Source organism: Rhodococcus sp. P4_B6, assembly GCF_056402215.1.
The window spans coordinates 1-25,845 of sequence record NZ_JBFUHV010000013.1 but is presented as its reverse complement, the minus strand read 5'-3'; the positions used below and the strand labels follow the sequence as shown (position 1 = coordinate 25,845).

Annotated in this window: 24 protein-coding genes; 14 read left to right on the top strand and 10 right to left on the bottom strand. The window is 68.1% G+C overall.

All coding sequences use genetic code 11. The annotated features are described in order from the left end of the window. Window positions 1-4 precede the first annotated feature (4 nt). Window positions 5-1,027 (bottom strand): FAD-dependent oxidoreductase, encoded by a 1,023-nt coding sequence (locus AC1DWT_RS08800; protein WP_179377879.1) that lies wholly within the window; start codon window positions 1,025-1,027, stop codon window positions 5-7. A 55-nt stretch (window positions 1,028-1,082) separates the two neighbouring features. Here AC1DWT_RS08800 and AC1DWT_RS08795 point away from each other — a divergent pair, with 55 nt between their 5' ends. From AC1DWT_RS08795 to AC1DWT_RS08775, 5 genes are all read left to right on the top strand, one after another. After that, window positions 1,083-1,631, top strand: a complete 549-nt coding sequence (locus AC1DWT_RS08795) for a TetR/AcrR family transcriptional regulator (RefSeq protein ID WP_072942804.1) — start codon at window positions 1,083-1,085, stop codon at window positions 1,629-1,631. A gap of 306 nt (window positions 1,632-1,937) precedes the next feature. After that, entirely contained in the window at window positions 1,938-6,536 is a 4,599-nt protein-coding gene (gene gltB / locus AC1DWT_RS08790; protein ID WP_206014161.1) for a glutamate synthase large subunit, read from the top strand. Beyond that, window positions 6,529-7,980, top strand: a complete 1,452-nt coding sequence (locus tag AC1DWT_RS08785) for a glutamate synthase subunit beta (protein WP_072942810.1) — start codon at window positions 6,529-6,531, stop codon at window positions 7,978-7,980. Before gltB ends, AC1DWT_RS08785 begins: the two co-directional genes overlap by 8 nt. Before the next feature lie 181 nt (window positions 7,981-8,161). After that, entirely contained in the window at window positions 8,162-9,076 is a 915-nt protein-coding gene (locus tag AC1DWT_RS08780; protein ID WP_072942812.1) for a cutinase family protein, read from the top strand. Window positions 9,077-9,098: 22 nt separating this feature from the next. Next, window positions 9,099-9,548: an acyl-CoA thioesterase gene (locus tag AC1DWT_RS08775; RefSeq protein ID WP_206014162.1), complete on the top strand. Its 450-nt coding sequence runs from the start codon at window positions 9,099-9,101 to the stop codon at window positions 9,546-9,548. Between the two features lie 93 nt (window positions 9,549-9,641). Here AC1DWT_RS08775 and AC1DWT_RS08770 read toward each other — a convergent pair whose 3' ends face one another. Further along, on the bottom strand, window positions 9,642-10,550 hold the full coding sequence (locus AC1DWT_RS08770) for an SDR family NAD(P)-dependent oxidoreductase (RefSeq protein ID WP_072942814.1): 909 nt from the start codon (window positions 10,548-10,550) through the stop codon (window positions 9,642-9,644). Between the two features lie 31 nt (window positions 10,551-10,581). On the opposite strand from AC1DWT_RS08770, the gene AC1DWT_RS08765 reads away from it, so the two are divergent. The 5 genes from AC1DWT_RS08765 (at window position 10,582) to AC1DWT_RS08745 (ending at window position 15,122) form a co-directional block, all read left to right on the top strand. Next, window positions 10,582-11,079 carry a hypothetical protein gene (locus AC1DWT_RS08765; protein ID WP_072942815.1) on the top strand — a complete coding sequence of 166 codons (498 nt, stop codon included), beginning with the start codon at window positions 10,582-10,584 and terminating at the stop codon, window positions 11,077-11,079. A 61-nt stretch (window positions 11,080-11,140) separates the two neighbouring features. Then, window positions 11,141-11,434: a putative quinol monooxygenase gene (locus AC1DWT_RS08760; protein ID WP_072942817.1), complete on the top strand. Its 294-nt coding sequence runs from the start codon at window positions 11,141-11,143 to the stop codon at window positions 11,432-11,434. A gap of 11 nt (window positions 11,435-11,445) precedes the next feature. Further along, window positions 11,446-12,147, top strand: a complete 702-nt coding sequence (locus AC1DWT_RS08755) for a dienelactone hydrolase family protein (RefSeq protein ID WP_095865480.1) — start codon at window positions 11,446-11,448, stop codon at window positions 12,145-12,147. A 232-nt stretch (window positions 12,148-12,379) separates the two neighbouring features. Further along, a complete protein-coding gene (locus tag AC1DWT_RS08750; RefSeq protein ID WP_206014163.1) occupies window positions 12,380-13,834 on the top strand; it encodes a DUF7159 family protein in 1,455 nt (484 codons plus the stop codon). Window positions 13,835-13,904: 70 nt separating this feature from the next. After that, on the top strand, window positions 13,905-15,122 hold the full coding sequence (locus AC1DWT_RS08745; protein WP_206014164.1) for a DUF7159 family protein: 1,218 nt from the start codon (window positions 13,905-13,907) through the stop codon (window positions 15,120-15,122). A gap of 16 nt (window positions 15,123-15,138) precedes the next feature. Here the strand turns inward: AC1DWT_RS08745 and AC1DWT_RS08740 are convergent, their stop codons facing one another. Genes AC1DWT_RS08740 through lysX form a run of 4 tightly spaced genes read right to left on the bottom strand, consistent with a single transcriptional unit; the run spans window position 15,139 to window position 20,595 of the window. After that, the gene (locus AC1DWT_RS08740; protein ID WP_095865482.1) at window positions 15,139-15,738 is read right to left on the bottom strand and encodes a histidine phosphatase family protein; all 600 of its coding nucleotides are present in this window, start codon (window positions 15,736-15,738) and stop codon (window positions 15,139-15,141) included. A 5-nt stretch (window positions 15,739-15,743) separates the two neighbouring features. After that, window positions 15,744-16,562 (bottom strand): alpha/beta fold hydrolase, encoded by an 819-nt coding sequence (locus AC1DWT_RS08735; protein ID WP_206016124.1) that lies wholly within the window; start codon window positions 16,560-16,562, stop codon window positions 15,744-15,746. Between the two features lie 14 nt (window positions 16,563-16,576). Then, window positions 16,577-17,257, bottom strand: a complete 681-nt coding sequence (locus AC1DWT_RS08730) for a DUF998 domain-containing protein (RefSeq protein ID WP_206014165.1) — start codon at window positions 17,255-17,257, stop codon at window positions 16,577-16,579. Continuing rightward, window positions 17,254-20,595, bottom strand: coding sequence for a bifunctional lysylphosphatidylglycerol synthetase/lysine--tRNA ligase LysX (gene lysX, locus AC1DWT_RS08725; protein WP_206014166.1), 3,342 nt, complete (start codon window positions 20,593-20,595; stop codon window positions 17,254-17,256). Before lysX ends, AC1DWT_RS08730 begins: the two co-directional genes overlap by 4 nt. Window positions 20,596-20,705: 110 nt before the next feature. On the opposite strand from lysX, the gene AC1DWT_RS08720 reads away from it, so the two are divergent. Next, entirely contained in the window at window positions 20,706-20,933 is a 228-nt protein-coding gene (locus AC1DWT_RS08720; protein WP_005263380.1) for an RNA-binding S4 domain-containing protein, read from the top strand. A 155-nt stretch (window positions 20,934-21,088) separates the two neighbouring features. Here AC1DWT_RS08720 and rraA read toward each other — a convergent pair whose 3' ends face one another. Next, entirely contained in the window at window positions 21,089-21,559 is a 471-nt protein-coding gene (gene rraA / locus AC1DWT_RS08715; protein WP_005563989.1) for a ribonuclease E activity regulator RraA, read from the bottom strand. A 41-nt stretch (window positions 21,560-21,600) separates the two neighbouring features. On the opposite strand from rraA, the gene AC1DWT_RS08710 reads away from it, so the two are divergent. Continuing rightward, on the top strand, window positions 21,601-22,446 hold the full coding sequence (locus AC1DWT_RS08710) for an SDR family oxidoreductase (RefSeq protein ID WP_206014167.1): 846 nt from the start codon (window positions 21,601-21,603) through the stop codon (window positions 22,444-22,446). 36 nt (window positions 22,447-22,482) lie between these two features. Further along, window positions 22,483-23,163, top strand: coding sequence for a TetR/AcrR family transcriptional regulator (locus AC1DWT_RS08705; protein ID WP_072942833.1), 681 nt, complete (start codon window positions 22,483-22,485; stop codon window positions 23,161-23,163). 30 nt (window positions 23,164-23,193) lie between these two features. Here AC1DWT_RS08705 and AC1DWT_RS08700 read toward each other — a convergent pair whose 3' ends face one another. Continuing rightward, window positions 23,194-23,592, bottom strand: a complete 399-nt coding sequence (locus AC1DWT_RS08700; RefSeq protein WP_477920276.1) for a hypothetical protein — start codon at window positions 23,590-23,592, stop codon at window positions 23,194-23,196. Between the two features lie 116 nt (window positions 23,593-23,708). Continuing rightward, window positions 23,709-24,632 carry an oxygenase MpaB family protein gene (locus AC1DWT_RS08695; protein WP_095865488.1) on the bottom strand — a complete coding sequence of 308 codons (924 nt, stop codon included), beginning with the start codon at window positions 24,630-24,632 and terminating at the stop codon, window positions 23,709-23,711. A 115-nt stretch (window positions 24,633-24,747) separates the two neighbouring features. Between AC1DWT_RS08695 and AC1DWT_RS08690 the strand changes: the two genes are divergently transcribed. Further along, entirely contained in the window at window positions 24,748-25,653 is a 906-nt protein-coding gene (locus AC1DWT_RS08690) for an IclR family transcriptional regulator (protein WP_072942838.1), read from the top strand. 39 nt (window positions 25,654-25,692) lie between these two features. On the opposite strand, the gene AC1DWT_RS08685 is transcribed toward AC1DWT_RS08690, so the two are convergent. Continuing rightward, window positions 25,693-25,845: acyl-CoA carboxylase biotin carboxyl carrier protein subunit (locus tag AC1DWT_RS08685; RefSeq protein WP_477920313.1), on the bottom strand; the 153-nt coding region annotated here is incomplete at its 5' end.

The following is a 25,845-nucleotide window of genomic DNA, read 5'->3' as shown; positions in this document are numbered from 1 at the left end:
CCGGTCAGGCCAGGCCCGCGGCCAGCCTCACCGTCAGATCGCGCAGCGGACGGAGGCGGCCGGTCATCGCGACGGCGGACATGGCGCGCGATCCACGCACCAGCCGCCGGGTCGCGGGCCGCCGCGTGCGGTCGTAGCGGCGCAGCGCGGTGTGAATGTCGGTGTCGGCGGTGAGGAATCGGCCGAGCGTGACGGCGTCGACGAGGGCCTCGCACGCGCCGCGGCCGAGGTTCGGCGCCATCGCGTGGGCGGCGTCGCCGAGCAGCGCCGTGGTGCCCGACACGTACGACGGCAGGGCCGGCGACTCGTACAGGTCGTGGTGGAGCATCGCGTCGGGGGTGGCCGCATCCAGTACTGCCCGCACGTCGGCGTGCCAGCTCCCGAACCGGGACCGGAGGAAGTCGAGGCCGCCGGGGTGCCCGGCGTCGGTGCGGATGCACGCGAACCAGTTGACGAGTTCGCCGTCGCGCGGGGTGATGCCGAAAAGTGCGTCTGTGTCCCAGGTTTCGCTGACTGTGTCGCGATGTCCGGGCACCCAGCCGCGCCAGGCGGTGGCTCCTACATACTGTGGCTCGAATTTCTCGCCGAACAGTTGCGTGCGGGTGGGGCTGCGCAGACCGTCCGCGCCGATCACGACGTCGCGGTCCGTCAGCGCGTCGAGGGTGGGAGCGGGGGTGCCGAACGAGATCATGCCGTCGGGCAGCGTCTCGGCGAGCGTGGCCAGCAGGGCGGGCCGCGACAGCAGGTAGGCGGTGCGGTCGCGGTTGTCGATGGTGCCGATCACGGATCCGTCGGGGCGCAGGAGCGAGCCGCGGTGCTGCGGCGATCCCAGCGTGCGCACCCGATCGCCGGCGCCGATCGCGTCCAGCGCGTCGAGGGCCTGCGGCCACATGCCGAGTGCGGTGCCCGACGTGGGCAGGGTGTCGGCACGCTCGAAGACGTCGACGTGCCAGCCGGCGCGGGACAGGTAGCGGGCGACGGCGAGCCCGCCGATGCCGCCGCCGAGGACTGCTGCGGAGTGCGTCATGACCATCACGCTACTACGGGTGTAGTGAATTTACTACCGATGTAGTGTCGGTGTCATGGCAGACAAACGGGAGCAGGTGCTCGACGCCGCCATCGCGCTTCTCGGCACGAAGGGGGTACGGGCCCTCACGCACCGCGGCGTCGACGAACTGGCCGGAATGCCGCAGGGGTCCACGTCCAACTACTTCCGCAGCCGGGGTGCACTGCTCGAAGGGATCGTCACCCGGCTCGTCGAACGGGACCGGGAGGACTGGGAAAAGTTCGCGCATCTCCGCCCCGACAGCAAGCATGCGCTGGTCGACGCGCTGGTCGCGTTCGTGAGATTCTCCACCGGTCCGGACCGGGTCCGCACGGGCGCGCGATACGCGCTCTTCGTCGAGGCCTCCGTCACGCCGGGGCTCGACGCGAAGATCGGATCGGCACGGCGCGCCCTCGTGGAATGGGGCGCGGACATGCTGGAACTCGTGGGTTCGAAAAACCCCGCCTCGGACGCCGTCGTGATCACCGACTACCTAGACGGTCTCATCCTTCACCAGCTCACCGTCCCGGATCTCGATTTCGATCCGACTGCGGGAATTACAGCGGTCCTCGGCGCGCTCACTTAACATGTACTCAGTGCAGTCGGACGAGGTCCGCCCTCGACAATGCCCAGTTCAGAGGGTAAATAGGCCAACCTAAGTTGTGTTTCGTCAGGGGTTCTGAATTATCGTTTTCGTTACACGTTGGACCCACGAAAGTCCGACCCGACCGAAAAGCCACGTCGCCTGGTGCGAGGACCACACCCAGCGTGCTGCAAAAGGGCGATAGCCGATCGGTGGTGCCGAGCACGTCGTGACGGCACCTGCATTGCAAGTTGATGGCCATCAGCGCTGCTGGTCGTCGGTGCATCTTTTGGCATACGAAGGCTAGGTATGAAGCAACTTCCAGGCCCCCAGGGGCTGTATCACCCGTCGAACGAGCACGACTCCTGTGGTGTCGCGTTCGTCGTGGACATGAAGGGCCGCCGCAGCAGGGACATCGTCGAAAAGGCGATCACCGCGCTGGTGAACCTCGAGCACCGTGGTGCCGCGGGCTCCGAACCCAACACGGGTGACGGCGCCGGCATCCTCCTCCAGGTCCCGGACAAGTTCTTCCGCGCCGTGGTCGACTTTCCGCTGCCCGCGGAAGGCACGTATGCCACCGGCATCGCATTCCTGCCGCAGAGCAAGGCCGACGCGCAGCGCGCCGCCGAAGCCGTCGAGAAGATCGTCGAGAGCGAGGGCCTGAAGGTTCTCGGCTGGCGTGAGGTCGCGACCGACGACTCGTCGCTCGGCGCCCTGGCCCGCGACGCCATGCCGACGTTCCGGCAGATCTTCATCGGCAGCGAGAACGACGCCCTCACCGGCCTGGACCTCGAGCGCCGCGCCTACGTCGTCCGTAAGCGCACCGAGCACGAACTGGGCAGCGAAGGCGCAGGCAAGGACGGCCCCGGTCGCGAGACCGTGTACTTCCCGAGCCTGTCGAGCCAGACGTTCGTCTACAAGGGCATGCTCACCACCCCGCAGCTCAAGGGTTTCTACCTGGACCTGCAGGACGAGCGCCTCGAGTCGGCCCTCGGCCTCGTGCACTCGCGCTTCTCCACCAACACGTTCCCGTCGTGGCCGCTGGCCCACCCGTTCCGGCGCGTGGCCCACAACGGTGAGATCAACACCGTCACCGGCAACGAGAACTGGATGCGTGCCCGTGAGGCGCTCATCGACAGCGACATCTTCGGCGGTCGCGATCAACTCGAGAAGATCTTCCCCGTCTGTACGAAGGGCGCCAGCGACACCGCGCGGTTCGACGAGGTGCTGGAGATGCTGCACCTCGGTGGCCGCAGCCTGCCGCACGCCGTGCTGATGATGATCCCGGAAGCGTGGGAACGGCACGAGAGCATGGACCCGGCACGCCGGGCGTTCTACCAGTACCACTCGTCGCTCATGGAGCCGTGGGACGGACCGGCGTCGGTGTGCTTCACCGACGGCACCGTCATCGGCGCCGTCCTGGACCGCAACGGCCTGCGCCCCTCCCGCCTCTGGGTCACCGACGACGACCTCGTCGTCATGGCCTCCGAGGTCGGCGTCCTGCCGATCGACCCGGCCACCGTCGTGAAGAAGATCCGGCTGCAGCCCGGCCGCATGTTCCTCGTCGACACTGCCGAGGGTCGCATCATCAGCGACGACGAGATCAAATCGGAACTGGCCGCCGAGCACCCCTACCAGGAGTGGCTCGACCAGGGTCTGACCCACATGAACGACCTGCCGGACCGCCCGTACACCTACATGTCGCACGAGCGCGTCGTTCTGCGTCAGCAGATGTTCGGGTACACCAACGAAGAGGTCAACCTCCTCGTCAAGCCGATGGCGATCTCCGGTGCCGAGGCTCTCGGTTCCATGGGTACCGACACCCCGATCGCCGTGCTGTCCTCGCGGTCGCGGATGCTGTTCGACTACTTCTCGCAGCTGTTCGCGCAGGTCACGAACCCGCCGCTCGACGCCATCCGCGAGGAGGTCGTCACCAGCCTCGGCGGCACCATCGGCCCCGAGCACGACCTGCTGCACCCCACCGCGGAGTCCTGCCGGCAGATCTTCCTGCCGCAGCCGATCCTGCACAACGACGACCTGTCGAAGCTCATTCACGTCAACGACGACGGTGAATTCCCGAACTTCCGCAGCGTCATCGTCCGAGGTCTGTACCCGGTGGCCGAGGGCGGAGCGGGTCTGCGCAAGGCCCTCGACGACGTCCGCTACCAGGTGTCGGAGGCCATCGCCGGCGGTGCGCGCCTCGTCGTCCTGTCCGACCGTGAGTCGAACGAGACGTACGCGCCCATCCCGTCGCTGCTGCTGACCTCGGCCGTGCACCACCACCTGGTGCGTGAGAAGACCCGCACCAAGGTCGGCCTCATCGTCGAGGCCGGCGACGCCCGCGAGGTGCACCACATGGCGCTCCTCATCGGCTTCGGTGCGGCAGCGGTCAACCCGTACATGGCGTTCGAGACCGTCGACGAGGCGGTGCAGAACAACGAACTGCAGGGTGTCAGCCTCGACAAGGCCATCCAGAACTACATCAAGGCCGCGGGCAAGGGTGTGCTCAAGGTGATGTCCAAGATGGGCATCTCCACCCTCGCGTCCTACACCGGCGCCCAGCTGTTCCAGGTCATCGGCCTGTCGCAGGACCTGGTCGACGAGTACTTCACCGGCTTGCAGTCCAGCCTCGGCGGCATCGGTCTCGACCAGATCGCCGCCGACGTCGCGGTCCGCCACTCCAACGCGTACCTGGACCGTCCCGAGGAGCGCGCGCACCGCGAGCTCGAGGTGGGCGGCGAGTACCAGTGGCGTCGTGAGGGCGAGTACCACCTGTTCAACCCGGACACGGTGTTCAAGCTCCAGCACTCCACGCGCACCGGGCAGTACGAGGTGTTCAAGGAGTACACGAAGCTGGTCGACGACCAGTCCGAGCGCCTCGCAGCGTTGCGCGGCCTCTTCGAATTCAAGAAGGGTGTGCGCGAGCCCGTCCCGCTGGACGAGGTCGAGCCCGCCACCGAGATCGTCAAGCGCTTCTCGACCGGTGCGATGAGCTACGGCTCCATCTCCGCCGAGGCGCACGAGACGCTCGCGATCGCCATGAACCGCCTCGGCGGTCGTTCCAACTCCGGTGAGGGCGGCGAGAACCCGGCCCGCTTCACCCCGGACGAGAACGGTGACTGGCGGCGGTCCGCGATCAAGCAGGTTGCGTCGGGACGCTTCGGTGTCACCTCGCACTACCTGACCAACTGCACCGACATCCAGATCAAGATGGCGCAGGGAGCGAAGCCCGGTGAGGGCGGCCAGCTGCCGGCGCACAAGGTGTACCCGTGGGTGGCCGAGGTCCGGCACTCCACGCCCGGCGTCGGACTGATCTCGCCGCCGCCGCACCACGACATCTACTCGATCGAGGATCTCGCGCAGCTGATCCACGACCTGAAGAACGCCAACCCGCAGGCCCGGATCCACGTGAAGCTGGTGTCCGAGGTCGGTGTCGGCACCGTCGCCGCGGGTGTGTCCAAGGCACACGCGGACGTCGTGCTGATCTCCGGTCACGACGGTGGCACCGGTGCCACCCCGCTGACGTCGATGAAGCACGCGGGCGCCCCGTGGGAGCTCGGCCTCGCCGAGACCCAGCAGACGCTGCTGCTCAACGGTCTGCGCGACCGCATCGTCGTGCAGGTCGACGGCCAGCTCAAGACGGGCCGCGACGTCATGGTCGCCGCGCTGCTCGGTGGCGAGGAGTTCGGTTTCGCGACCGCCCCGCTGGTGGTGTCGGGTTGCATCATGATGCGGGTCTGCCACCTCGACACCTGCCCCGTGGGTGTCGCGACGCAGAACCCGGTGCTGCGCAAGCGGTTCAACGGCAAGCCGGAGTTCGTGGAGAACTTCTTCCTCTTCATCGCCGAAGAGGTGCGCGAGCTGCTGGCGGAGCTCGGCTTCCGCACCCTCGACGAGGCGGTCGGGCAGGTGGACGTCCTCGACACCACGAAGGCGCTCGAGCACTGGAAGGGCAGCAAGGCCGGTAACCTCGACCTGTCGCCGATCCTGCACGAGACCGAGTCGGCGTTCATGGACCAGGACCTGTACTGCACGGGCACCCAGGACCACGGCCTGGACAAGGCGCTCGACCAGCAGCTGATCGTCCAGAGCCGCAACGCTCTCGACAAGGGCGAGAAGGTCACGTTCGAGTCACCGATCACCAACGTCAACCGCACGGTCGGCACCATGCTCGGCCACGAGGTGACGAAGGCGTACGGCGGCGACGGACTGCCGGACAACACGATCGACATCACGTTCACCGGTTCGGCCGGTAACAGCTTCGGTGCGTTCGTCCCCAAGGGCATGACCCTGCGCCTGCACGGCGATGCCAACGACTTCGTCGGCAAGGGCCTGTCCGGTGGACGCCTCGTGGTGCGCCCGCCGCTGCAGACCGCGCCCGGGTTCGTCGCCGAGGACAACATCATCGGCGGCAACGTGATCCTGTTCGGTGCCACGAGCGGTGAGGCTCTGCTCCGCGGTGTGGTGGGCGAGCGATTCGCGGTCCGCAACTCCGGTGCCACCGCCGTCGTCGAAGGTGTCGGCGACCACGGTTGCGAGTACATGACCGGCGGAAAGGTCGTCATCCTCGGTGCGACGGGACGCAACTTCGGTGCCGGCATGTCCGGTGGCGTCGCGTACGTCTACAACCCGGACAAGGCGTTCGAGGACAACCTCAACACCGAACTGGTGGATCTCGAGGACCTGACGGGTGACGACTTCACCTGGCTGAAGTCCGCCATCGAGCGTCACCGCGACGAGACGGGCTCCGAGGTTGCCGCGCGCATCCTCTCCGACTGGTCGCAGCAGGTCAATCATTTCGCGAAGGTCATGCCCCGCGATTACAAGAAGGTGCTCTTGGCCATCGAGGCCGCGAAGAAGGATGGAAAGAACGTGGACGAGGCAGTGATGGAGGCAGCTCGTGGGTGATCCAAGCGGCTTCCTGAAGCACACGTCACGCGAACTTCCGGTTCGCAGGCCGGTGCCGTTGCGTCTGCTCGACTGGAACGAGGTCTACGAGGAGTTCTCGTCGGACACCCTGAAGACTCAGGCCAGCCGGTGCATGGACTGCGGTATCCCGTTCTGCCACAACGGCTGTCCGCTGGGGAACCTGATTCCCGAGTGGAACGACCTGGTGTACAAGGACCGGTGGCACGACGGCATCGAGCGTCTGCACGCGACCAACAACTTCCCGGAGTTCACCGGGCGGCTGTGCCCCGCACCCTGTGAGGCGTCGTGCGTCCTGGGCATCAACCAGGACCCCGTCACCATCAAGCAGGTCGAGGTCGAGCTCATCGACCGCGCCTTCGACGAGGGCTGGGTCAAGCCGGTGCACCCGACGCGTTCGACGGGCAAGAAGGTCGCCGTCGTCGGTTCCGGTCCCGCGGGTCTCGCTGCAGCGCAGCAGCTGACGCGCGCCGGGCACATGGTCACCGTGTTCGAGCGGGCCGACCGCATCGGCGGGCTCCTGCGGTACGGCATCCCCGAGTTCAAGATGGAGAAGCGGCACATCGACCGCCGTCTGGACCAGATGAACTCCGAGGGCACCGTCTTCAAGACGGGTGTCAACGTGGGCGTCGACATCACCGCGGACGCACTGCGCGAGCAGTTCGACGCCGTGGTCCTGGCCGGCGGCGCCACCGAGGCCCGCGACCTGCCGATCCCCGGCCGCGAGCTGGACGGCATCCATCAGGCGATGGAGTTCCTGCCGATCGCCAACCGCGTGCAGCTCGGCGATCTGGAGCAGCCGACCATCACCGCGGAGGGCAAGAAGGTCGTCATCATCGGCGGCGGCGACACCGGCGCGGACTGCCTGGGCACCTCGCACCGTCAGGGTGCCGAGAGCGTTTACCAGTTCGAGATCATGCCGAGACCGCCCGAGACCCGCGCCGAGCACACCCCGTGGCCGACGTACCCGTTGATGTACCGCGTCGCGTCCGCTCACGAGGAAGGCGGCGAACGCCTCTTCTCCGTGAACACGGAACGGTTCGTCGGTGCCGACGGCAAGGTGACCGCACTGAAGGCCCACGAGGTCGAGATGAAGTCGGGTCGCTTCGAGAAGGTCGAGGGCTCGGACTTCGAGCTCGAAGCCGACCTCGTCCTGCTGGCGATGGGCTTCGTCGGACCCGAGAAGCCGGGCCTGCTCACCGATCTCGGCGTCGACCTCAACGAGCGCGGCAACGTCGCCCGCTCCGCGAAGTGGGCCACCAACGTCGACGGCGTCTTCGTGGCCGGCGACATGGGACGCGGACAGTCGCTGATCGTGTGGGCCATCGCCGAGGGTCGCTCCGCGGCCGCAGCGGTCGATGCGTACCTCGAGGGCAAGACGGCGCTGCCGTCTCCGATCGAGCCCACCACCGCCCCGCAGCGGTAGCTGTAACCGCCAGTTCAATCCGCACCCCGGTAGGTTTTCCTACCGGGGTGCCGGTTTATCGTGCGGGGGTCACGTTCGGTCGGTAACGTTCATTTACCGATCGTGCATCTTTAGGTCACGTCGTCCTGGCAGCATCCCGTCTGCCGGACGGCGAAGGGGAGAACAGGTTGATGCCATGGCAATGAGACGGGTTATCGCATTCTTGACCGCAGTGGCCGCTGCCGCGGCCATCCCGGTGGCGTCGGGGGTGATGGGTACGAGCGCAGTAGCCACCGCGGACCCCTGCCCGAGCCTGTACGTGGTCGCCATTCCGGGGACGTGGGAAACGTCCACCAACGCCAATGTCAGGCCGACTCCGGGTCTGCTGTCCGCGGTGACGAACGGCCTGCCGTCGTCGATCCGCACCGACTACGTCACGTACGCCGCCACGGCCTTCCCGTGGGAGTCGGACGTGTACGGGCGCTCGAAGGCGCAGGCGGTCACCAATGCCAAGGGCATGCTGTCGTCGATGTCGCAGCAGTGCCCCGATACCAAGCTGTCGATCATCGGCTACAGCCAGGGCGCCGACGCCGCGGGCGATCTCGCCGCCGAGATCGGCACCGGACTCGGTGTCGTCCCGGCCGACAAGATCGCGGCCGTCGGACTCGTCTCCGATCCGCGGCGGTCGCCGACCGACGCCCTCGTCGGCCCCGCCGTCGCCGGCAGCGGCGCCGGTGGTCCCCGCATCGGCGGGTTCGGCTGGGTCAGCCAGAACACACGCACCTTCTGCGCGTACGGCGACCTGTACTGCTCCACGCCGAAGGAAGACTTCGTGACGCGGCTCGCCGGGTTCCTCGCGCAGACGTCGGATCCGACGCCGAACCTGTTCGGCCGCTACCAGCAGGAAGCGCTCGCGATCTGGAACGACATCCTCGCGGTCGGCGGTGTGCCCGCGCTGATGGCTCAGCTGGACGAGCAGCACAACGAGAAGCGGATCGACGAGCTGGAGCAGTTCTACAAGTCGCAGGCCCACCAGGACTACACCAGCTACGCGGTCGACGGTTCGGGTACGCCGGCCACCACGTGGCTGAGGAACTGGTTGCGCGACAGCGCGTGAGTTCCACCGACGGCGGCAGGGGATGATGTCCATCGTGACCGACTCCCCTGCCGCCGTCGTCGGCTACGACGCCTTCGTGACCGTCCGGTGGTCCGACATGGACGCCTTCCAGCACATCAACCATGCGCGGATGGTGACGTTGCTCGAAGAGGCCCGGATCGACTGGCTGCTCAGCGAGGGCAGCGAGAACTCGTCGCTCATCACGAGAGCGTTCATCGCCGACATCCACGTGCGGTACCGGGGACAGTTGCGGCATTCCGACAGTCCGCTCCGGGTCACGATGTGGATCGCGAAGCACCGGGCCGTCGACTTCACCATCGGCTACGAGGTCCGGGGCGCGCGTACCCCGATCACCGATCCGCCCGCCGTCACCGCGACCACGCAGATGGCCGTTGCGGATGTCGACGCCCAGCGGCTACGCCGCATCACTCCCACCGAGCGCGAGTACCTGGCCCGCTGGTCCCGTACGTGAGCGGCAAAGTGTGTTCCGGCACGCTTTCCCACTCACGTGCGGAAGTCGTCGGGGGCCGGCCGGGTGCAGGCGCCCACCCCCTGACGTCTCGGATCAGCCGAGGTCGAGGCGGGCGCCGAGCCGCATGCTGCCCGGGGTGAGGCGGCTCAGCAGGCGCCCGAACTTGGCCTCGGGCGTGACGGGGACGACGGCCTTGTTGGACTTGACGGCCTTCACGATCTGGGTCGCCACCCGGTCGGGGGTGAAACCGCGTTTGCGATAGAGCTTGTCGGTCCGGTCGCGCATCTTCGCCTGCTCCTCCGGGGTGGCGCCGGCGAAGTCGGTGGCCTGGATGATGTTGGTGTGGACGAGTCCCGGGCAGATGGCGCTGACGCCGATGCCGTGATTCACCAATTCCGCTCGGAGACAGTCCGACAGCATGAACACCGCGGCCTTGCTCGTCGCGTACGCCGTGAGTCGCTTCTGCGGCGTGAACGCCGCGGCGGACGACAGGTTCACGATGTGCCCGCCGGTTCCGCGTTCGATCATCTGCTCGGCGAACGCGCGGGAACCGTAGACGACTCCCCAGAAGTTCACGTCCATCACCCGTTCGAAGTCCTTCTGTGGCGTCTGCGTGAACGTGCCCGAGTATCCGATTCCGGCGTTGTTGATCACGACGTCGGGGGTGCCGTGCTCGGCCTGCACCGTCTCCGCGAAGCGCTGCACCTCGTCCTCCACCGCGACGTCCACCTGATACGCGTGGGAGCCGCCACCGAAGATGGCGACGGCGCCGCCGCCCTTCATCTGGGCGGAGTTGATGAGATCGGAGGTCTGCTGCGCGGATTCGAGATCGCGATCGGCGACCACCACCACCGCGCCCTCGGACGCGAACGCCAGCGCGGTCTCGCGCCCGATCCCGCTGCCGCCGCCGGTGACGACGACGAGGGTGCCGTCGAGATCCCGCAGGCGGTGATGCTTCCGTGCACCGCTGCGCCAGCCCCTGAATTCGCCGAGAAGACTCATGTGACCATCTTGTCCGAGTACGGTCGTTCGTGTGCTGATCTGGTACGTCAGCTATGGATCGAACATGGCTGCGACGCGTCTGACCTGCTACCTGAGTGGTGGGCGCCCGGCCGGGGGCAACCTCGTGCACGCGGGCGCCCGCGACGCGCGTGCTCCACGGGCGTCGATGCCGGTGGTGATACCCGGCACGGTGTTCTTCGCGGGAGAGTCGCGGATCTGGGGCGGCGGCCGCGCGTTCTACGACCCCGACGCGCCCGGCACCGTCGCGGCCCGCGCCTTCCTGGTGACGCGGGAACAGTTCGAGGACATTCACGCGCAGGAACCCGCCTGCTACGACCGCCTGGTCACACTCGGATCCCGCAACGGCGTCCCCATGTGCACGTTCACCACCCGCGCCCGCGGCGACGTCGTCGCCAGGAACGCGCCCGCGCCCGCCTATCTCGCGACCATCGCGGACGGTCTCCGCGAGGCGCACGGCTGGGACGAACCGAAGGTCGCCGATTATTTGACGCGACTTCGGGTTTCCTAGCCGACCCAACTGTGCTTACGTGAGACGGGCCACACGAGGTGGCGTTCACGAAAGGGAGTCGATGTCCGATCTGCATGTCGTAGCGACCATTCCTGCCAAGCCCGGCTCCGAGGACATTGTCGGCGGCGGACTGTCCGCGCTGGCCGCGGAGAGCCGCAAGGAAGAGGGCTGCATCTCGTACGAGGTCTTCGAATCAGCCGCGGTCGCGGGAACCTTCGTCACCGTGGAGGTGTGGACCGGCCAGGAGGCGCTCGACGCGCACATGCAGTCGCCGCACTTCCAGGCCGCGCTCGGGAAGTTCGGTGAGCACCTCGCCGGGGCACCGGGAATCCACCCGCTGAAGCCGGTTTCCTAGAGTCGTATTTCGTGACCACACCACTCACCGTCATTGCCCCCGAAGGTCCGGCCCGCGGCGGCGTCGTCGTCATCCAGGAGGCGTTCGGCGTCACCGATCACATCGTCGACGTCTGCCGTCGTTTCGCCTCGGCCGGGTATCACGCCGTCGCGCCGCACCTGTTTCACCGCAGCGGCGATCCGGTGCTGAACTACGACGACCTTCAGGCGGCGATGCCGCTGATGGGTGAGCTCACCGCGGCGAACATCGACGAGGACGTCGACGGGGCCGTCGCGGCTCTGTCGGCGGCCTCGATCGACCCGTCGAACACCGCGATCGTCGGGTTCTGCATGGGCGGGACGGTCGCGTTCCACACGGCGACACGGCTCGAGCTCGGGGCGGCGGTGAGTTTCTACGGCGGTGGCATCGCGAAGGGGCGGTTCGGGTATCCGACGCAACTCGACGCCGCCGGCCTGCTGCGAACGCCGTGGCTGGGCCTGTTCGGTGACCGCGACAAGGGGATCCCGGCCGAGGAGGTCGAGGAGTTGCGCACCGCCGTCGCGCACGCCCCGGTGGACACGGAGATCGTCCGCTACCCCGAGGCCGAGCACGGCTTCCACTGCGACGACCGACCCGCCGTGTACAACGAGGCGGCCGCCCGGGACGGATGGGCGCGCACGCTGCAGTGGTTCGTCACCCACGTGGACGGCACACGCGCAGCCGGAACCGACTGACCGCGGCCGAATCCCCTCGGGTGGACGGCAACGCGATATTCGTCCACCAAGGAGACACGTCACGGCGTGTTGCGTTCACCGCGTTTCGGGCGTTGCATTTCCGCAGGTTTCGACGCCGACGGGTCGCCGGGAATACGATGTGCGTCACAGGAGTACGTCGAAAACCCGCCTGACGTGGCCTCCGAACTCCTCCCTGCGCGAGACCCGTAACCGAACCGTTATAGTCGGCGGCATGACTTCAGTTCTCGGTGTATCCGTCGGCGCCAGCGCGGTGCGCTTCGCGTGCCACGACGCCGTGAGCCTCGAAACCCCGACCTTCCAATCGCGGTCGGTGACCGCAACACTCGAACGGCCGGCGGAGCTCGCCGCCGAATCCATCGGGACGGTGCTCGCCGAGCGGGACGAGACCGACGTGGTGGAGGCCATCGGCGTCGCGTACCAGGACGACGCGCAGGCCGGTGCCATGCAGGCTGCGATGGCCCGACTGCAGATCGGCAACTTCCAACTGGTCCCCGAAGTCACGGCCGCGCTGCAGATGCTGGAGATGTCCGGGGAACTCGGCGACCACTCGACGCTCGTGTTCTACGACCTCGGCAGTTCGGGTCTCACCGTCACCGTCCTCGACCGCGACACCGGCATGGTGCTCAGCAGTGCGCGCTCGGATCAGATCAGCGGCGACCTCGTCGACCGGCTGATCTGCGACAACCAACTCGAACTGCACCGCTTCGCGCATCCCGCCGACGCTGCGGCCGCCTTCGCGCTCGCCGCGCGGTGCCGCGACGCGAAAGAGCAGCTGTCCACGAACGGCGCGGTGTGCATGCCGGGCGAGGGCGGTCTGCTGCTCCTGTCGCAGGACAGCTTCGATTCGCTCATCGTGGGCCCCGTCGAGACCTCGGCGCGCCTCACCCGCGAGGTCATCCGCCGATCGGGACGCGCCCCCGACGCCGCGGTGCTGATCGGCGGCGGCGCGCACATTCCGTTGGTCGCGTCGGTGATGGAGTCCTGGCTCGATCTTCCCGTGATCGTCCCCGCGCAACCCGAATTGGTGGCGGCGGAGGGTGCGGCCCTGCTGGCGATCCCGACGTTCGACGAGTTCGTGGCACCCCTGCCCCAGCCGGTGCCGGAGCACGAACCTGAGCTGGAGCTGGAACCCGAGACGCAGGCCCTGTGGCATTCGTCCTCGCACTCGTACTCGGACGAGGCGATCGCACCGGCCCGGAAGCGTCGTGGCCTCGTCCTCGCCGGCGTTGCCGTGGTCGCCGCGGTCGGTCTCGGACTCGGCTTCGGCACCGACCTTCTGCAGGGTTCGGAGGAGGACGCCCAGCCGGCCGTCACACAGGCGACGACGGAGGCGCCCGCCGCGCAACAGGCCGCACCGCCGCAGTCCACGACGACCGCGGAAGTGCCCCCGCCGGTGGAGGCGGCTCCGTCGGTCGTCGACGAGCAGCCGGTGATCCCGCCGCAGACCGAGGTGCGCAGCACGTATCAGCCACGGACGCAGACGCGGACGCAGAGTCCGACGCAGGTGCCGGTCGCCCCCGATACGCAGAGTGTCGCGCCGACCGACACGTCGGCTCCGCCGACGACGACGGAACCCGCTCCGCTGATCCCGGGTCTGCCGCAGTTCCAGATGCCGACGATTCCGCCGCCCGCACCACTGGAATTGCCGCGGATCCCCGGGCTCTGAGCCGAATAACGACGGCGGTCGCAGTGAGGCCCCGGCACGCCTGTCGTGACCAAACCGTTATAGTCTTTCCATGGTTTCAGTTCTCGGTGTATCCGTCGGTGCCAGCGCGGTGCGCGTGGCGTACCCGGACGACGAGGGGGCCGTATTCCGGTCATTTCCCGTGGATTCGGCCCACACCCAACCGGAATTGCTGGTTGCCGACTCCATCGAAACGGTGATGGCCGAGCGCTCCGCCGACGACGACGTGCAGGTCTTCGGTGTCGCGTATCGGGACGAGGCGCAGGCCGCTGCCGTGGAGGCCGCGATCGACTGCCATCTGGTCCCGGAAGTGACTGCGGCGCTCTGGATGCTCGAGGCGTCGGGACAGCTCGGCGACCATTCGACGCTCGTGTTCTACGACCTCGGCAGTTCCGGCCTCACCGTCACCGTGGTCGACCGATTCACCGGTGCGGTGCTCTCGTCGGCGCGTACCGACGAGATCAGCGGCGACGGCATCGATCGCTTGATCCGCGACCACCAGCTCGAGCAGGAACGCATTGCCCACCCGGTCGACGAGGCCGCGGATTGGGCGCTCACCGAACGCTGCCGGCGGGCCAAGGAGGAACTGTCGACCAACACCGCGGTCTGCGTACCCGGCGACGGCGGTCTGCTGCTGCTCTCGCAGGACAATCTCGATTCGCTCATCGTCCGTCCCGTCGAGGCGTCGGCGCGTCTGGCCCGCGAGGTGATCGAATCGTCCGGGCGTGGTGCCGACGCGGTGGTTCTGATCGGGGGCGGCGCGCATATCCCGCTGGTCGCGTCCCTGATGGAATCGTGGCTCGCGCTCCCCGTGATCGTGCCGGTGCAGCCCGAACTGGTGGCCGCGGAAGGCGCTGCGCTGCTGGCACAGGACCGCGCGGACTCTTCGGACCGCGGCGGCGCCGAGAGGTTCGCCAAACCCGTGATCCGCGGTGGTGCGCTGGCAGGCGGTGCGCTGGCCGTCGTCGCCGTGATCGGTCTCGGTCTCGGCTTCGGTGGTAGCCAGAGCTCCGACGGTGACGCACGTCCGGTCGCCACTCAGCCGAGCGCCGAGGAGACGTCACCGTCGCCCGCGCCGTCACCGGCGGCGCCACCGCCGGCCGCGGTGTCGATTCCGGAGCCGGCCCAGCAGGAGGCGAGCGTGCCGGTACCTGCGCCCGCACCGGCCCCCGCCCCGCGACCCCTCATTCCCGGTCTGCCGCAGATTCAGCTGCCGACCCTCCCGCCGCCCCCGCCGCTTCCTCCGCTGCCCCGGATTCCCGGCCTCTAGCGGATCGGAGCGGGTTCTACCGACGCAGCATGTCCCGGACGTGGCCGGTCTCGTTGACCGACGCCACCCGTCGCTCACCGCTGCGGGAGACGAGTACCCGCGTCACGGACACGTATTCGATCGGGAACACGAGGGGCCGGTCGAGGCCGAGAAGCTCCTGCAGGAACACGTTGATGACGCCGCCGTGGGCGAACACCGCGACGGTGTCCTCGTGACCGGACTCCTCGACGATGCGGCCGAGGGATTCGAACACCCTGGTGCGGAACGCGTCGGCGTCGACGGACTTCGGGAACTCGCCTGCCCGGATGCGGGCGTAGGCCTCCGGCGCGCGTGCCTCCGCCTCGTGGAACGGGATGTAGTGGTCGAGGTCGTAGTCGTATTCCGCGAGCCCGACGTACTCGGTGACGGGAAGGTTGAGCGCCTCGGCGACCGGCGCCGCCGTCTCGAGTGCGCGGCGTTGCGGGCTGCTCACGATCCGGGCGATGCGGTACGGGGCCAGCGCGGCGGGCAGCCGCTTGGCCTGCGCGTGACCTTCCTCGGTCAGTGCGGGGTCTGCGCGCCCGCCGGACGTGGTGACGAGCTCGGGCAGCGCGTGGCGGATCAATAGCAGTTGCACGCAGCTCAGCTTGCCAGCTCCCGCACCAACGCCGCGATCTGGCCGGGCTGATCGATCATCGCGTGGTGGTGCGCGGGTCGCACGACGCGGAACGCGGCGCCCAGGAATTGCGCGAACTGCCTTTGCGTGCGGATCCACGCCGACCCCCAGGGCGTCGTGCGGCCGGTGTGGGCGGCGGCCACGACGACGGGCGCCGTGATCGTCGTGGTCTCGCGCAGTGCGGCCAGTTCCTGGGCCAGCGCCGGGTACGACGCGTTCTCGACGATCGAGGATTCGAGGTAGGCGGGTTCGCGGTAGATCCGCTCGACCCACTGGCGAGTGTCCGGGGCGAACCCGTCGGGCGGTGTCGAATGGTTCAGGATCCGGCGGACCGTGGGGCCGAGGAGTTTCTGCAGTCCCACCGCGCTGGCCGCCCGGGCCACCCGCCGGCCTGCCGTGACGCGCCACCGGGTCGGGATCACGCGGTGCGGACGGGTGGTGACGGTGGCGTCCAGCAGGATCACGCCGCCGGTTCGCTCGGGGTACAGCCGCGCGAACGCCTCGACGTAGATGCCGCCGAGCGAGTGGCCGACGAGCACGGCCGGGGTGGTCACCCGAAGCGCGTCGAGGACGCCGGCGATTCTGTCGGCCTCGCCACGAGCGGACGGCCGATCGCCGGAGGGGGGACTGAGTCCGTATCCGGGTCGATCGATCCGTACGACGAGGCAGGTCCCGGACAGCAGTGTCACTACCTCGTCCCAGTCGAACCAGTTCCCGCCGAGGCCGCCGTAGAGGACGACGGGTGGGCCGTCGCCGTCGACGACCACATGCACTCCCACCACCATTTCCCCAGGACGTTTCACGTGGAACCATCCCTTTCCGGGGTGACGTGAATCACGCTGAGCGCCACGAAGATCAGCCAGCCGCAAAACGCGAGCAACTGGACGCGCTGGCCGAGTCCGAGCCAGGCGTCCTGTTGGCCGCGCAACCCGGCGGCCGTCAGGGTCCACACCGTGCCCCCGACGAACACCGTCGCCACGGCCACGCCGGTAATTTTCAACCACGTCGGCCAGCGGTAGCGGAACGCGGCCAACAGGAACGAGAGGCACGACACCACGGCTCCCGTCGACGCGGACGCGCTGGTCATGGCGTGTAGATCATGGGTGAGGGGCAGGTGTCCGCCGGCCTCACGCGCGGCGCAGACGGGGTCGTTGGTGGCCGCGCAACTCATCGGCAGGCGCGAATCCGCGACGGTCGCGAATGCGAACACGATCAGAGCGATCCACCCGACGGCCGTCACCCAGCCCTGCGAGTACCGCGACAGTCCGAGGACCCCGGCCACGGCGACGATACATCCGGTCAGCAGGTCGCCGGTGCGGAACCAGAATCCGTAGGGCTGGTCCGCGGCGGCGAGTTCGCTCGCGAACCCCCGCAGCGGATCGATGCCGGTGTCGAGGACGAATTCGAGCAGCCACGACGCGTAGCCCACGGCGCCGAGGATCAGCAGAGCCGCGACGGCCACCCGGCCACGGGCGGTCATTGCCTCGGCTTGGCCAGGGGGAAGGCGAGGGTTTCGCGGATGCTGCCGCCGGTGATGAGCATGACCACCCGGTCGACGCCCATGCCGAGCCCACCGGTCGGGGGCATGGCGTGCTCGAGGGCCTGCAGGAAGTCCTCGTCGAGTTCCATCGCCTCCTCGTCGCCGCCGGCCGCGAGCATCGACTGCTCGGTGAGCCGGTTCCGCTGATCCACCGGGTCGGTGAGTTCGCTGTACGCGGTGCCGAGTTCGATGCCCCACGCGACGAGGTCCCACTTCGCGGCGACCCCCGGGATCGTGGGATGCGGCCGCGTCAGCGGTGACATCGACGTCGGGAAGTTGGTGTAGAACGTGGGAAACTCGGTGTAGTCCTCCACCAGGTGCTCGTACATTTCCTGCGCCACGGCGCCGGCGTCCCACGCCGACTGGTACGGGATCTCGTGTTCGTCGCACAGTCGCTGCAGTTCCGCGAGCGGCGTCTCGGGGGAGACGTCGACGCCGAGTTTCTCGGCGACGGCCTGGTGCATCGTCTTGACGGGCCATTCGCCGGAGATGTCGACCTCCACCAGCGCGCCGTCGGGGCCCGGCCGCATGATGATCTCGCGCCCGTACGCCGCGACCGCCGCCGTCTGGATGAGCTCCCGGCACAGGACCATCATCTTCTCGTAGTCGCTGTGCGCCTCGTACGCCTCGAGGATCGTGAATTCCGGGTTGTGCTTGAAATCGACGCCCTCGTTGCGGAAGACGCGGCCGATCTCGAACACCTTCTCCATGCCTGCGACGCACAGCCGCTTGAGGTACAACTCCGGCGCGATCCGCAGGTACAGATCCAGGTTGTAGGCGTTGATGTGGGTGAGGAACGGGGCCGCGTTGGCTCCGCCGTGCACCTGCTGCAGGATCGGGGTCTCCACCTCGAGGAAGCCGCGGCCGCCGAGCGAATCGCGCAGCGACTTCACGACGGCGCTGCGGGCCTCGAGCAGGCGGCGGGCGTCGGAGTTGATGGCGAGGTCCACGTACCGCTGCCGCACCCGGGTTTCCGGGTCGGACAGGCCTTTCCACTTGTCGGGCAGGGGGTGCAGGCACTTGCCGGTCATGCGCCACTCGTTCGCGAGCAGCGACAGCGCACCACGACGGCTGTATCCGATGACGCCGGCGACCTCGACGAGGTCACCGAGGTCGAATTCGGCGGCGAACGCCCGGATTCGATCGGTACCCACCCGTGCCTCGTCGACGAGGATCTGGATGTCGCCGGACCAGTCCCGGACCACGGCGAACACGACGCCGCCGTAGTCGCGGATCCGGAGCAGGCGGCCGGCGATGCGGACGGTGGTCCCCTCCGGCGACTCCACGGCCTCGGTCACCGTGTGGGAGGGCGGATACGCGACCGGGTACGGGTCGATGCCCTGTTCCGCGAGACCGGCCAACTTGTCGAGCCGGACGCGGACCTGCTCGGGACGTTTCGGTCCGGTCGCCGTCGGCGCGAGGCCCTCGCCGGGTGCGCTGCCGTCGGAGTGCAGTCCCTCGGCGGCGACGAGTGCGGCGGGAACCGAGGCGTGGTGGCCGGTGTGCGCGATGGCGTCGTGGGTTCCGGAACGGCCGAACCGGGGCAGCGTCACGAATCCTTCCGCGACGGCCGAGGCGAAGCCGACGCGCAGCAATTGCCGGTTGTCCTCGAAGCAGAGGAACCGCGGCACCCACTCCGGCTGGTACTTCACGTTGGACCGGTAGAGCGCCTCGAGTTGCCACCAGCGGGAGAAGAACACGAGGATCGAGCGCCAGATCCGCAGGATGGGCCCGGCCCCGATGCGGGAACCCTCCTCGAAGACCGAGCGGAATACCGCGAAGTTCAGCGACACCCTGGTGATGCCGAATTGGTCGGAGGTGGTGGCCAGTTCGGACACCATCAGCTCGACCACGCCGTTGGGGGAGGTCGGCTTGCGGCGCATCAGGTCGAGGGAGACGCCCGTGGGCCCCCACGGAACCAGCGACAGGATGCCGTCGATTTCGCCGTCCTCGGCGATGGCCTCCACGAGCAGGCAGTCGCCGTCGAGGCGGTCACCGAGCCGGCCGAGAGCCATCGAGAAGCCGCGCTCGGTCTCGGTGTCGCGCCACGCGTCCGCGAGCCGGATGGCCTCGGCCATCTCCTCGGGGGGAACGTCGCGGTGCCTGCGGATCCGGACGGTGACGCCCTGGCGGCGGACGCGGGTGACGGCCTGGCGGACCTGCCGCATGTCGCGTCCGCTGAGGTTGAACTCGCGGGTGCGGAGGATCGCTTCGTCGCCGAGTTGGAGGACGGTGAGACCGGCCTTGTTGTAGGCGGTGGCCCCGGTCTCGCTGGCGCCCATCACGGCGGTGGCCCAACCGTATTGGGACGCGAGCGCCTGCCACGCCTCGATCGCGTGCGGCCACGCCTCCGGATCGCCGATCGGATCGCCACTGGCCAGGCACACGCCCAGTTCGACACGGTACGTGATGGCCGCTTTCCCGCTGGGGGCGAACACGACGGCCTTGTCGCGGCGGGTGGCGAAGTAGCCGAGGGAGTCGTCGGCGCCGTACTGCAACAGCAGTCCGCGCAACGCCGATTCGTCGTTGCCGGTGAGCGCGTTGTGGGAGCGCTGGGCGCGGAACAGGGTGATGACGGCGGCGAGGAGGGCGATCGCGCCGAACAGGCCGAGGAGGGTGTTGACGAATCCGTGTGGTCGACCGCTGAACTGTTCGTTGTCGGCGGCGGCGAGCGCGGTCACGCGGTTGAGCGCCCACAGGAAACGCTCGCCCTGCGGCAGCGTGCCGGGGAACAGTTCGACGAGTCCCCACCCGATGAGGGTGCCGATGGCGAGTCCGACGATGAGCACGCCCAGCGCTTTCCAGCCTGCGCCGCGCCGGACCCGGGTGTAGAACTCGGGCCGGGCCGCGATCAGGATTCCGATCAGCACCACCTGGACCACGGCGGCGACCATCGCGTTCACGTTCCGGTCGGTGATGCTCACGATCACGTTGGTGATCAGGATCAGAGTCAGATAGATCGTCAGCAGCCACCAGGCGATGCGCTTGCGGCTCGCCAGCGCCGCCGCGAGCAGCGCGACCACCAGCGCCCACGACAGGCTGGTGTCGGGAGCGTCGAAGTAGTAGGTGTCGACGTACTCCCGCGGCACGTGCACGTAGTAGCGCAGTACCGGCGAGATGCTCCACAGGAATACGAGCACCGAGAAGACGCCCAGGATCAGTCCCGCGATGTGGGGAACCTGGTGCAGGCGCCCATTCTTCGAGCCGAGTGCGGGTCGGGGCCGTGGTGCGGTGAGGTCGGCCTCGGACGCGTGGTGTGTCTCGGTGCTAGCTGACATCGAGCGTTTCCTTCCCGGCAAGAGATACGTACCGATCACGGGAGACAGATGTTCCAGTGTTCAGTGTGAGCCGTTGGGCCGCGATTTGGGTGAAGAGGGAAGATAGAGGCATGTCCGACATTCACGACGCCGTGCCGATCCGCGACGAATCCATACGTCTCGGCCAATTCCTGAAGCTCGCCAACCTCATCGAGTCGGGGGCCGAGGCGAAGGAAGTGATCGCCGACGGACTCGTGTCGGTGAACGGTGAGGTCGAGGTGCGGCGGGGTCGGCAGTTGCGGGACGGGGACGTCGTGGAGATCGGTGGGATGACGGCTCGGGTGAGTTCTCAGTCCTGACGGATCGCGGTCGAGAACCGCTGCAGGAACAGTGCCTCGGCGACGGAACCCGACGCGAGACAGGCACATTCGAGCGCGTCGGGGCCGGTCCGGCACGCCTCGCGGCGGGTCGGTCCCGATGGGGACCGATCCCGCCGCTCAGGTTCCCGGCGGGATCAGCGGACGACGACGCCGTCCTGATCGCTGTACACGGTCTCGCCGGGGTTGAACGTCACGCCGCCGATCTCGATCGGGACATTCTTCTCACCGGAGCCGGTCTGGGTGCTCTTGCGGGGGTTGGTGCCGAGTGCCTTGACGCCGATGTCCAGGGTCTTCAGGATCGCCGAGTCGCGGACCGCGCCGTTGACGATCACGCCGGCCCAGCCGTTGTCGACGCCGCGGCCGGCGATGATGTCGCCGACCAGGGCGGTGTGGATGCTGGCGTCGCCGTCGACCACGAGGACGCCGCCGTTGCCGGGCTCGCCGAGGGTCTGCTTGACCAGCAGGTTGTCCTGGAAGCATTTGATGGTGGTGATGGGGCCGGAGAACACTTCACGGCCGCCGAACTGGATGAACTGCGTGTCGCAGCTCCGGATGTCGGGTCCGATCTCGTCTGCCAGGTCAGCGGTTGCCACGGGTTCAGTCATACGCGCCAGGATAGAGGGCCGGCGCTGGAAGAATTCGGGCCATGACCATCGCAGTGACAGGAGCCACCGGGTCCATCGGCGGCAAGGTGCTCGAGCGGCTCGGCGGCGGCGCCGGTGTGCGGCTGATCGGGCGGAACGCGCAGCGGCTGGGGCCACTGGCCGAGCATTTCGACTCCGGGTTCGCCCTGGCCACCTACGCCGACGGTCCGGCGATGACGGCCGCGCTGGACGGCGTCCGGTTGCTGTTCCTCGTCTCGGGTCACGAGAGCGCGACCCGGCGCGAAGAGCACCGCACCACCGTGGACGCGGCCCGTGCCGCCGGGGTGGAGCGGATCGTCTACCTGTCGTTTCTGGGTGCGGCGCCCGAGTGCACGTTCACGTTCGGCCGCGACCACTACTTCACAGAGCAGCACATCCGGGAGAGCGGCCTGAAGTTCACGTTCCTGCAGGACAGCTGGTATCAGTCGATGATCCCGCTGATGGCCGACGATCAGGGAGTCATCCGGGGACCCGCCGGGGACGGCCGGGTGAGCGCGGTGGCTCCCGACGACGTCGCCGACGCCGTGACGGCCGTCCTCACCACCGGTAACGGCGACCACGACGGCGTCACCTACCGACTGACGGGACCGGACGCGTTCACCCTCACCGAGGCCGCGGAGACGATCACGAGGGTGACCGGACGTTCGGTGCGTTTCGAGAACGAGACCCTGGAGGAGGCGTACGCGTCCCGGGCCCACTACGGGGCGCCGGAATTCGAGGTCGCAGGGTGGGTGACCTCGTACGCAGCGATCGCGGCCGGCGAGTTGGCGGTGGTGACGGGCGACGTCGAGGCGCTCACCGGGCGCCCGCCGCGGACCTTCGCCGACTACCTTTACAGCTACACTTGACCCGTCCTGGCATAGCGAGCGGTAGATAGGTCTTTGATGGTCAGCTCATCCAAGGGTGCGACGCCGCCCATCGAGGTCGGCAACGCGGCAGACTGGCGCCGCCTCGAACCCACGAAGTTGACGCCGATCCTCAGCGCCTCCCTCGACGCGTTCTACGAACACGGCTTCCACGGCACCTCGGTGCGCGACATCGCCCGCCGAGTCGGTGTCACGGTACCCGCTCTCTACTACCACCACGAGAACAAGGAAGCTGTTCTCCTCGCGCTTCTCGAGCTGTCCACCAGCGACGTCCTCGAGCGGGCCCACGCCGCGAGCGCCGACGGCGGCGACGATCCGGTGCAACGGCTCGCCAATGTCATCGAGGCGATCGTGCTGCGGATGACCATGAGGTCCCGGCTGGCGGCACTCGAGAGCGAGGTCCGGTACCTCAGCCCGGAGAACCGGCAGCGGTACCGCACCGTCCGCAAGGGTGTGGAGGAGCTGGTCCTCGAGATCGTCAAGGAAGGCAAGAAGCGGGAGCTGTTCGACGTTGCGGATGCCGCGGAGACGACGCGGGCGCTTCTCGGTATGTGCCAGTCGATTCCGCGCTGGTATCACGCCGAGGGCAAGCTGACCCCGGACGCCGTGGCCCGCAAGTATGTCGAGATCGCCATGAAGACGGTCGGCTCCACCGAGCTTCCCGTCAAGCCGAAGAAGAGGCGCACCGCCGACGTCTGACCGGCGGTGCGCCCCGGCAGGGTGCGGTCGTCAGCTCCCCAGACCCGATGACGCGACGACGTCGAACTGCGCGGTCGTGTCGGTCGGCTCGCCGTTCGGTAGGGCGAACGTGAAGACGGCGGTGTAGCGGCCGGCCTCGTGGGTCCGGATCGCGGCCGTCCCGGCGCCCAGGGTGAGGGGGATCGACCGCGCGGTCACGTCGCCGGAGGGGTCGGTGAGTTCCAGCTCGACCGGGGTGGATCCGTCCGTCCCCGTCGGGGTGGGGGTGACCAGCGCGCCGAGCGTCACCAGATTGTTGGCGCGGACGGTGCCGATCGGCGGAATGACGGTGATCTGGTAGGTGGTGGCGGCGGTTGCCGTGGGGGCCAGAGCGAGTGAGGCCGCTCCTGCCAGTGCGGCAATGGTCAGGGTCCCTCGCGAGAAGTTCACAAAATCCCTTCCTGTCGACGGTCGCTACGCGCAGCCACGTTACGGCAGAACCGGGAGTTACCCATCCCCATTCGCCGTGTGTCCGAGAATAGTTCGAACACACGGTTTTACGTCGATCAGGCGTCCAAAGCGGTTCGGGATGCGGTGTTTTCCGGCGCGACCGTACCGTTGGTGTGCTGCACGGGGCAGGTTCGGGGGAAGGTGCCCAGTTTCTCCACTTCGTACCCGTTCGGGTAGCTGCGAATATTGGGCAGGTCGCGAGCGAACTTGGGCACGGTGCGCACGGGATAGAACCGGACGAGCCGGGCGCGGGCCTTCAGCGCACCCCGGGACAGCGTCCGCGCGAGGCGGGACGGCCGACGGTAGGCGAACGCGTCGAGAAGCGGATCGTCCATCAGGGCCCAGGAGAACCGTTTGATCAGGGCGGCGGGTGCGAGATTGTTCGGGGGGAACGTGCAGAGGAGGTCGAGCGTGGAGTCGGCGACGGCGCGGCCGCCCGAGTCGAAGAGGAAGTGTTCCCGCTCGTAGTCGTCCAGGAACTTCTCGAACGCCTCGAAGGTCTCGGGAATCTCCTTGATGCCCATGTACTTGCCGAGCGCACGGTAGTAGTTGGTGGTACCGACGATCTCGTTGCGGGTGAGCTTCCGCCAGCCGAAGTCCTCGATCCAGCGCTCCGGGATCACCACGAACGTCGACAGGACGTACCGCATGTCGTCGTTGGAGATGTCGTAGGAGCCGTGCATCTGGTTCATCCGTCGGATGCCGGCGCGGCCGGGGTCGCTGGTGAGGCCGTTTTCGAGGACCGCGTCGAGGATCAGGCCGGTGTCGTCGTAGCGTTTCTGCACGCGTTCGGTGAATTCGCCGGTCTCGAACAGCAGCCTGCCGATGGTGGGCACCGCGTATGTCCGGAACAGCGCGAAGCTGAGGGCTTGGTTGATGTCCCAGGGAAATTCCTGCGTTGCGAGAATCCGGGCGATCTCTTCGTACTGCGTCTCGGGGTCGAGGCGGTCGGTCCGGCGACGTAGGTCGAAGCGTTTCATGAGTTTCACTTCCTGCAGCGGCTGTGACAGATGGCCAGGCAATTTAGCGATCGTTCAGATGGCTCGACTGTATCCCCTGTCACAGTGCGACACCAGAGTGGCATTATGCAAACACATGGCACGAAATTCACCCCAGACCGACCGCATCGTGATGCTGACGGAACTCCTCGCCGACGAGCCGGAGACGCCCCGGAGCCTCGCCGACATCGCCCGGCACCTCGGCGTCGCGAAGGCCACCTGCTATCCGATGGTCGTCGCACTGACCGAGGCCGGCTGGCTGATTCGGCACCCCACCCGCAAGACCTACCGACTCGGTCCCGCGCTGATCCCGGTCGGGCGGGCAGCGGAGGCAGCCACGGACGTCGTCGATCTCGCGCGGTCGGTGATGCACGAACTGGCCGACGCGTCCGACATGGCGTCCATCGCGTTCGTGCAATCGGGAAGCGACGTGGTGGTGGCGGAGGTGGTGCAACCGGTCGGCGGGCGCCGGGGAACCCTCGGGTTGCGCCTCGGCGACAAGGTGCTGCTGGTGCCGCCGATCGGTTCGGGGATCGCGGCCTGGTATCCGCAGGAGCAGCGCGACGAGTGGTATGCCCTCGGCGGGCAGAGCCTGGGTGTCGACGTGGACGTGCTGCGCGCGACGTACGAGCCGGCTCTCGCGCTCGTTCGGGAGCGCGGATACGCGATGGAATGCATGCAGCAGCAACAGCATTCGCTGGCGGACGCGGTGTCGGAACTGCGCGGTCGCGGAGTGGGAGGGCACCGCTCGACCGTCGCGCTGCGGGAGGCGCGCAAACTGCTGTCGGCGGATGCGGTGGTCGGTGACATCGACCCGGAGGGCAGCTACCAGCCGCTGTCGATCAACGCGGCGGCGTTCGACCGCGACGGCGAACCGGCGGTCGTGCTGTGCGTCGCCGATGCGTCCCGGCCGATGTCGGGGGTGCGCACGGCGGAAATCGGTGAACTGGTCCGCGACGCCGCGGCCCGGGTGACGACCGCCATGCACGGCCGCCACCCGTGAGTACTTGTTAACCGCGGGCGGTTAACAAGTACTCACGAGCTACTTGAGCTCGGCGAGGACGGTGCCCTGGGTGATGGCGGAGCCGGGTTCGACGGCGAGGCCGGTGACGGTGCCGGCCTTGTGGGCGTTGACGGGGTTTTCCATTTTCATGGCCTCGAGGACGGCGATGAGGTCGCCCTCTTCGACTTGCTG

Bases quoted from the DNA above. Each gene is read 5' to 3' on its own strand.
- AC1DWT_RS08800 (WP_179377879.1), bottom strand. From the start codon at position 1,027: ATGACGCACTCCGCAGCAGTCCTCGGCGGCGGCATCGGCGGGCTCGCC.
- AC1DWT_RS08795 (WP_072942804.1), top strand. From the start codon at position 1,083: ATGGCAGACAAACGGGAGCAGGTGCTCGACGCCGCCATCGCGCTTCTC.
- gltB (WP_206014161.1), top strand. From the start codon at position 1,938: ATGAAGCAACTTCCAGGCCCCCAGGGGCTGTATCACCCGTCGAACGAG.
- AC1DWT_RS08780 (WP_072942812.1), top strand. From the start codon at position 8,162: ATGAGACGGGTTATCGCATTCTTGACCGCAGTGGCCGCTGCCGCGGCC.
- AC1DWT_RS08775 (WP_206014162.1), top strand. From the start codon at position 9,099: ATGATGTCCATCGTGACCGACTCCCCTGCCGCCGTCGTCGGCTACGAC.
- AC1DWT_RS08770 (WP_072942814.1), bottom strand. From the start codon at position 10,550: ATGAGTCTTCTCGGCGAATTCAGGGGCTGGCGCAGCGGTGCACGGAAG.
- AC1DWT_RS08760 (WP_072942817.1), top strand. From the start codon at position 11,141: ATGTCCGATCTGCATGTCGTAGCGACCATTCCTGCCAAGCCCGGCTCC.
- AC1DWT_RS08750 (WP_206014163.1), top strand. From the start codon at position 12,380: ATGACTTCAGTTCTCGGTGTATCCGTCGGCGCCAGCGCGGTGCGCTTC.
- AC1DWT_RS08745 (WP_206014164.1), top strand. From the start codon at position 13,905: ATGGTTTCAGTTCTCGGTGTATCCGTCGGTGCCAGCGCGGTGCGCGTG.
- AC1DWT_RS08735 (WP_206016124.1), bottom strand. From the start codon at position 16,562: ATGGTGGTGGGAGTGCATGTGGTCGTCGACGGCGACGGCCCACCCGTC.
- AC1DWT_RS08730 (WP_206014165.1), bottom strand. From the start codon at position 17,257: ATGACCGCCCGTGGCCGGGTGGCCGTCGCGGCTCTGCTGATCCTCGGC.
- lysX (WP_206014166.1), bottom strand. From the start codon at position 20,595: ATGTCAGCTAGCACCGAGACACACCACGCGTCCGAGGCCGACCTCACC.
- AC1DWT_RS08720 (WP_005263380.1), top strand. From the start codon at position 20,706: ATGTCCGACATTCACGACGCCGTGCCGATCCGCGACGAATCCATACGT.
- rraA (WP_005563989.1), bottom strand. From the start codon at position 21,559: ATGACTGAACCCGTGGCAACCGCTGACCTGGCAGACGAGATCGGACCC.
- AC1DWT_RS08710 (WP_206014167.1), top strand. From the start codon at position 21,601: ATGACCATCGCAGTGACAGGAGCCACCGGGTCCATCGGCGGCAAGGTG.
- AC1DWT_RS08705 (WP_072942833.1), top strand. From the start codon at position 22,483: ATGGTCAGCTCATCCAAGGGTGCGACGCCGCCCATCGAGGTCGGCAAC.
- AC1DWT_RS08695 (WP_095865488.1), bottom strand. From the start codon at position 24,632: ATGAAACGCTTCGACCTACGTCGCCGGACCGACCGCCTCGACCCCGAG.
- AC1DWT_RS08690 (WP_072942838.1), top strand. From the start codon at position 24,748: ATGGCACGAAATTCACCCCAGACCGACCGCATCGTGATGCTGACGGAA.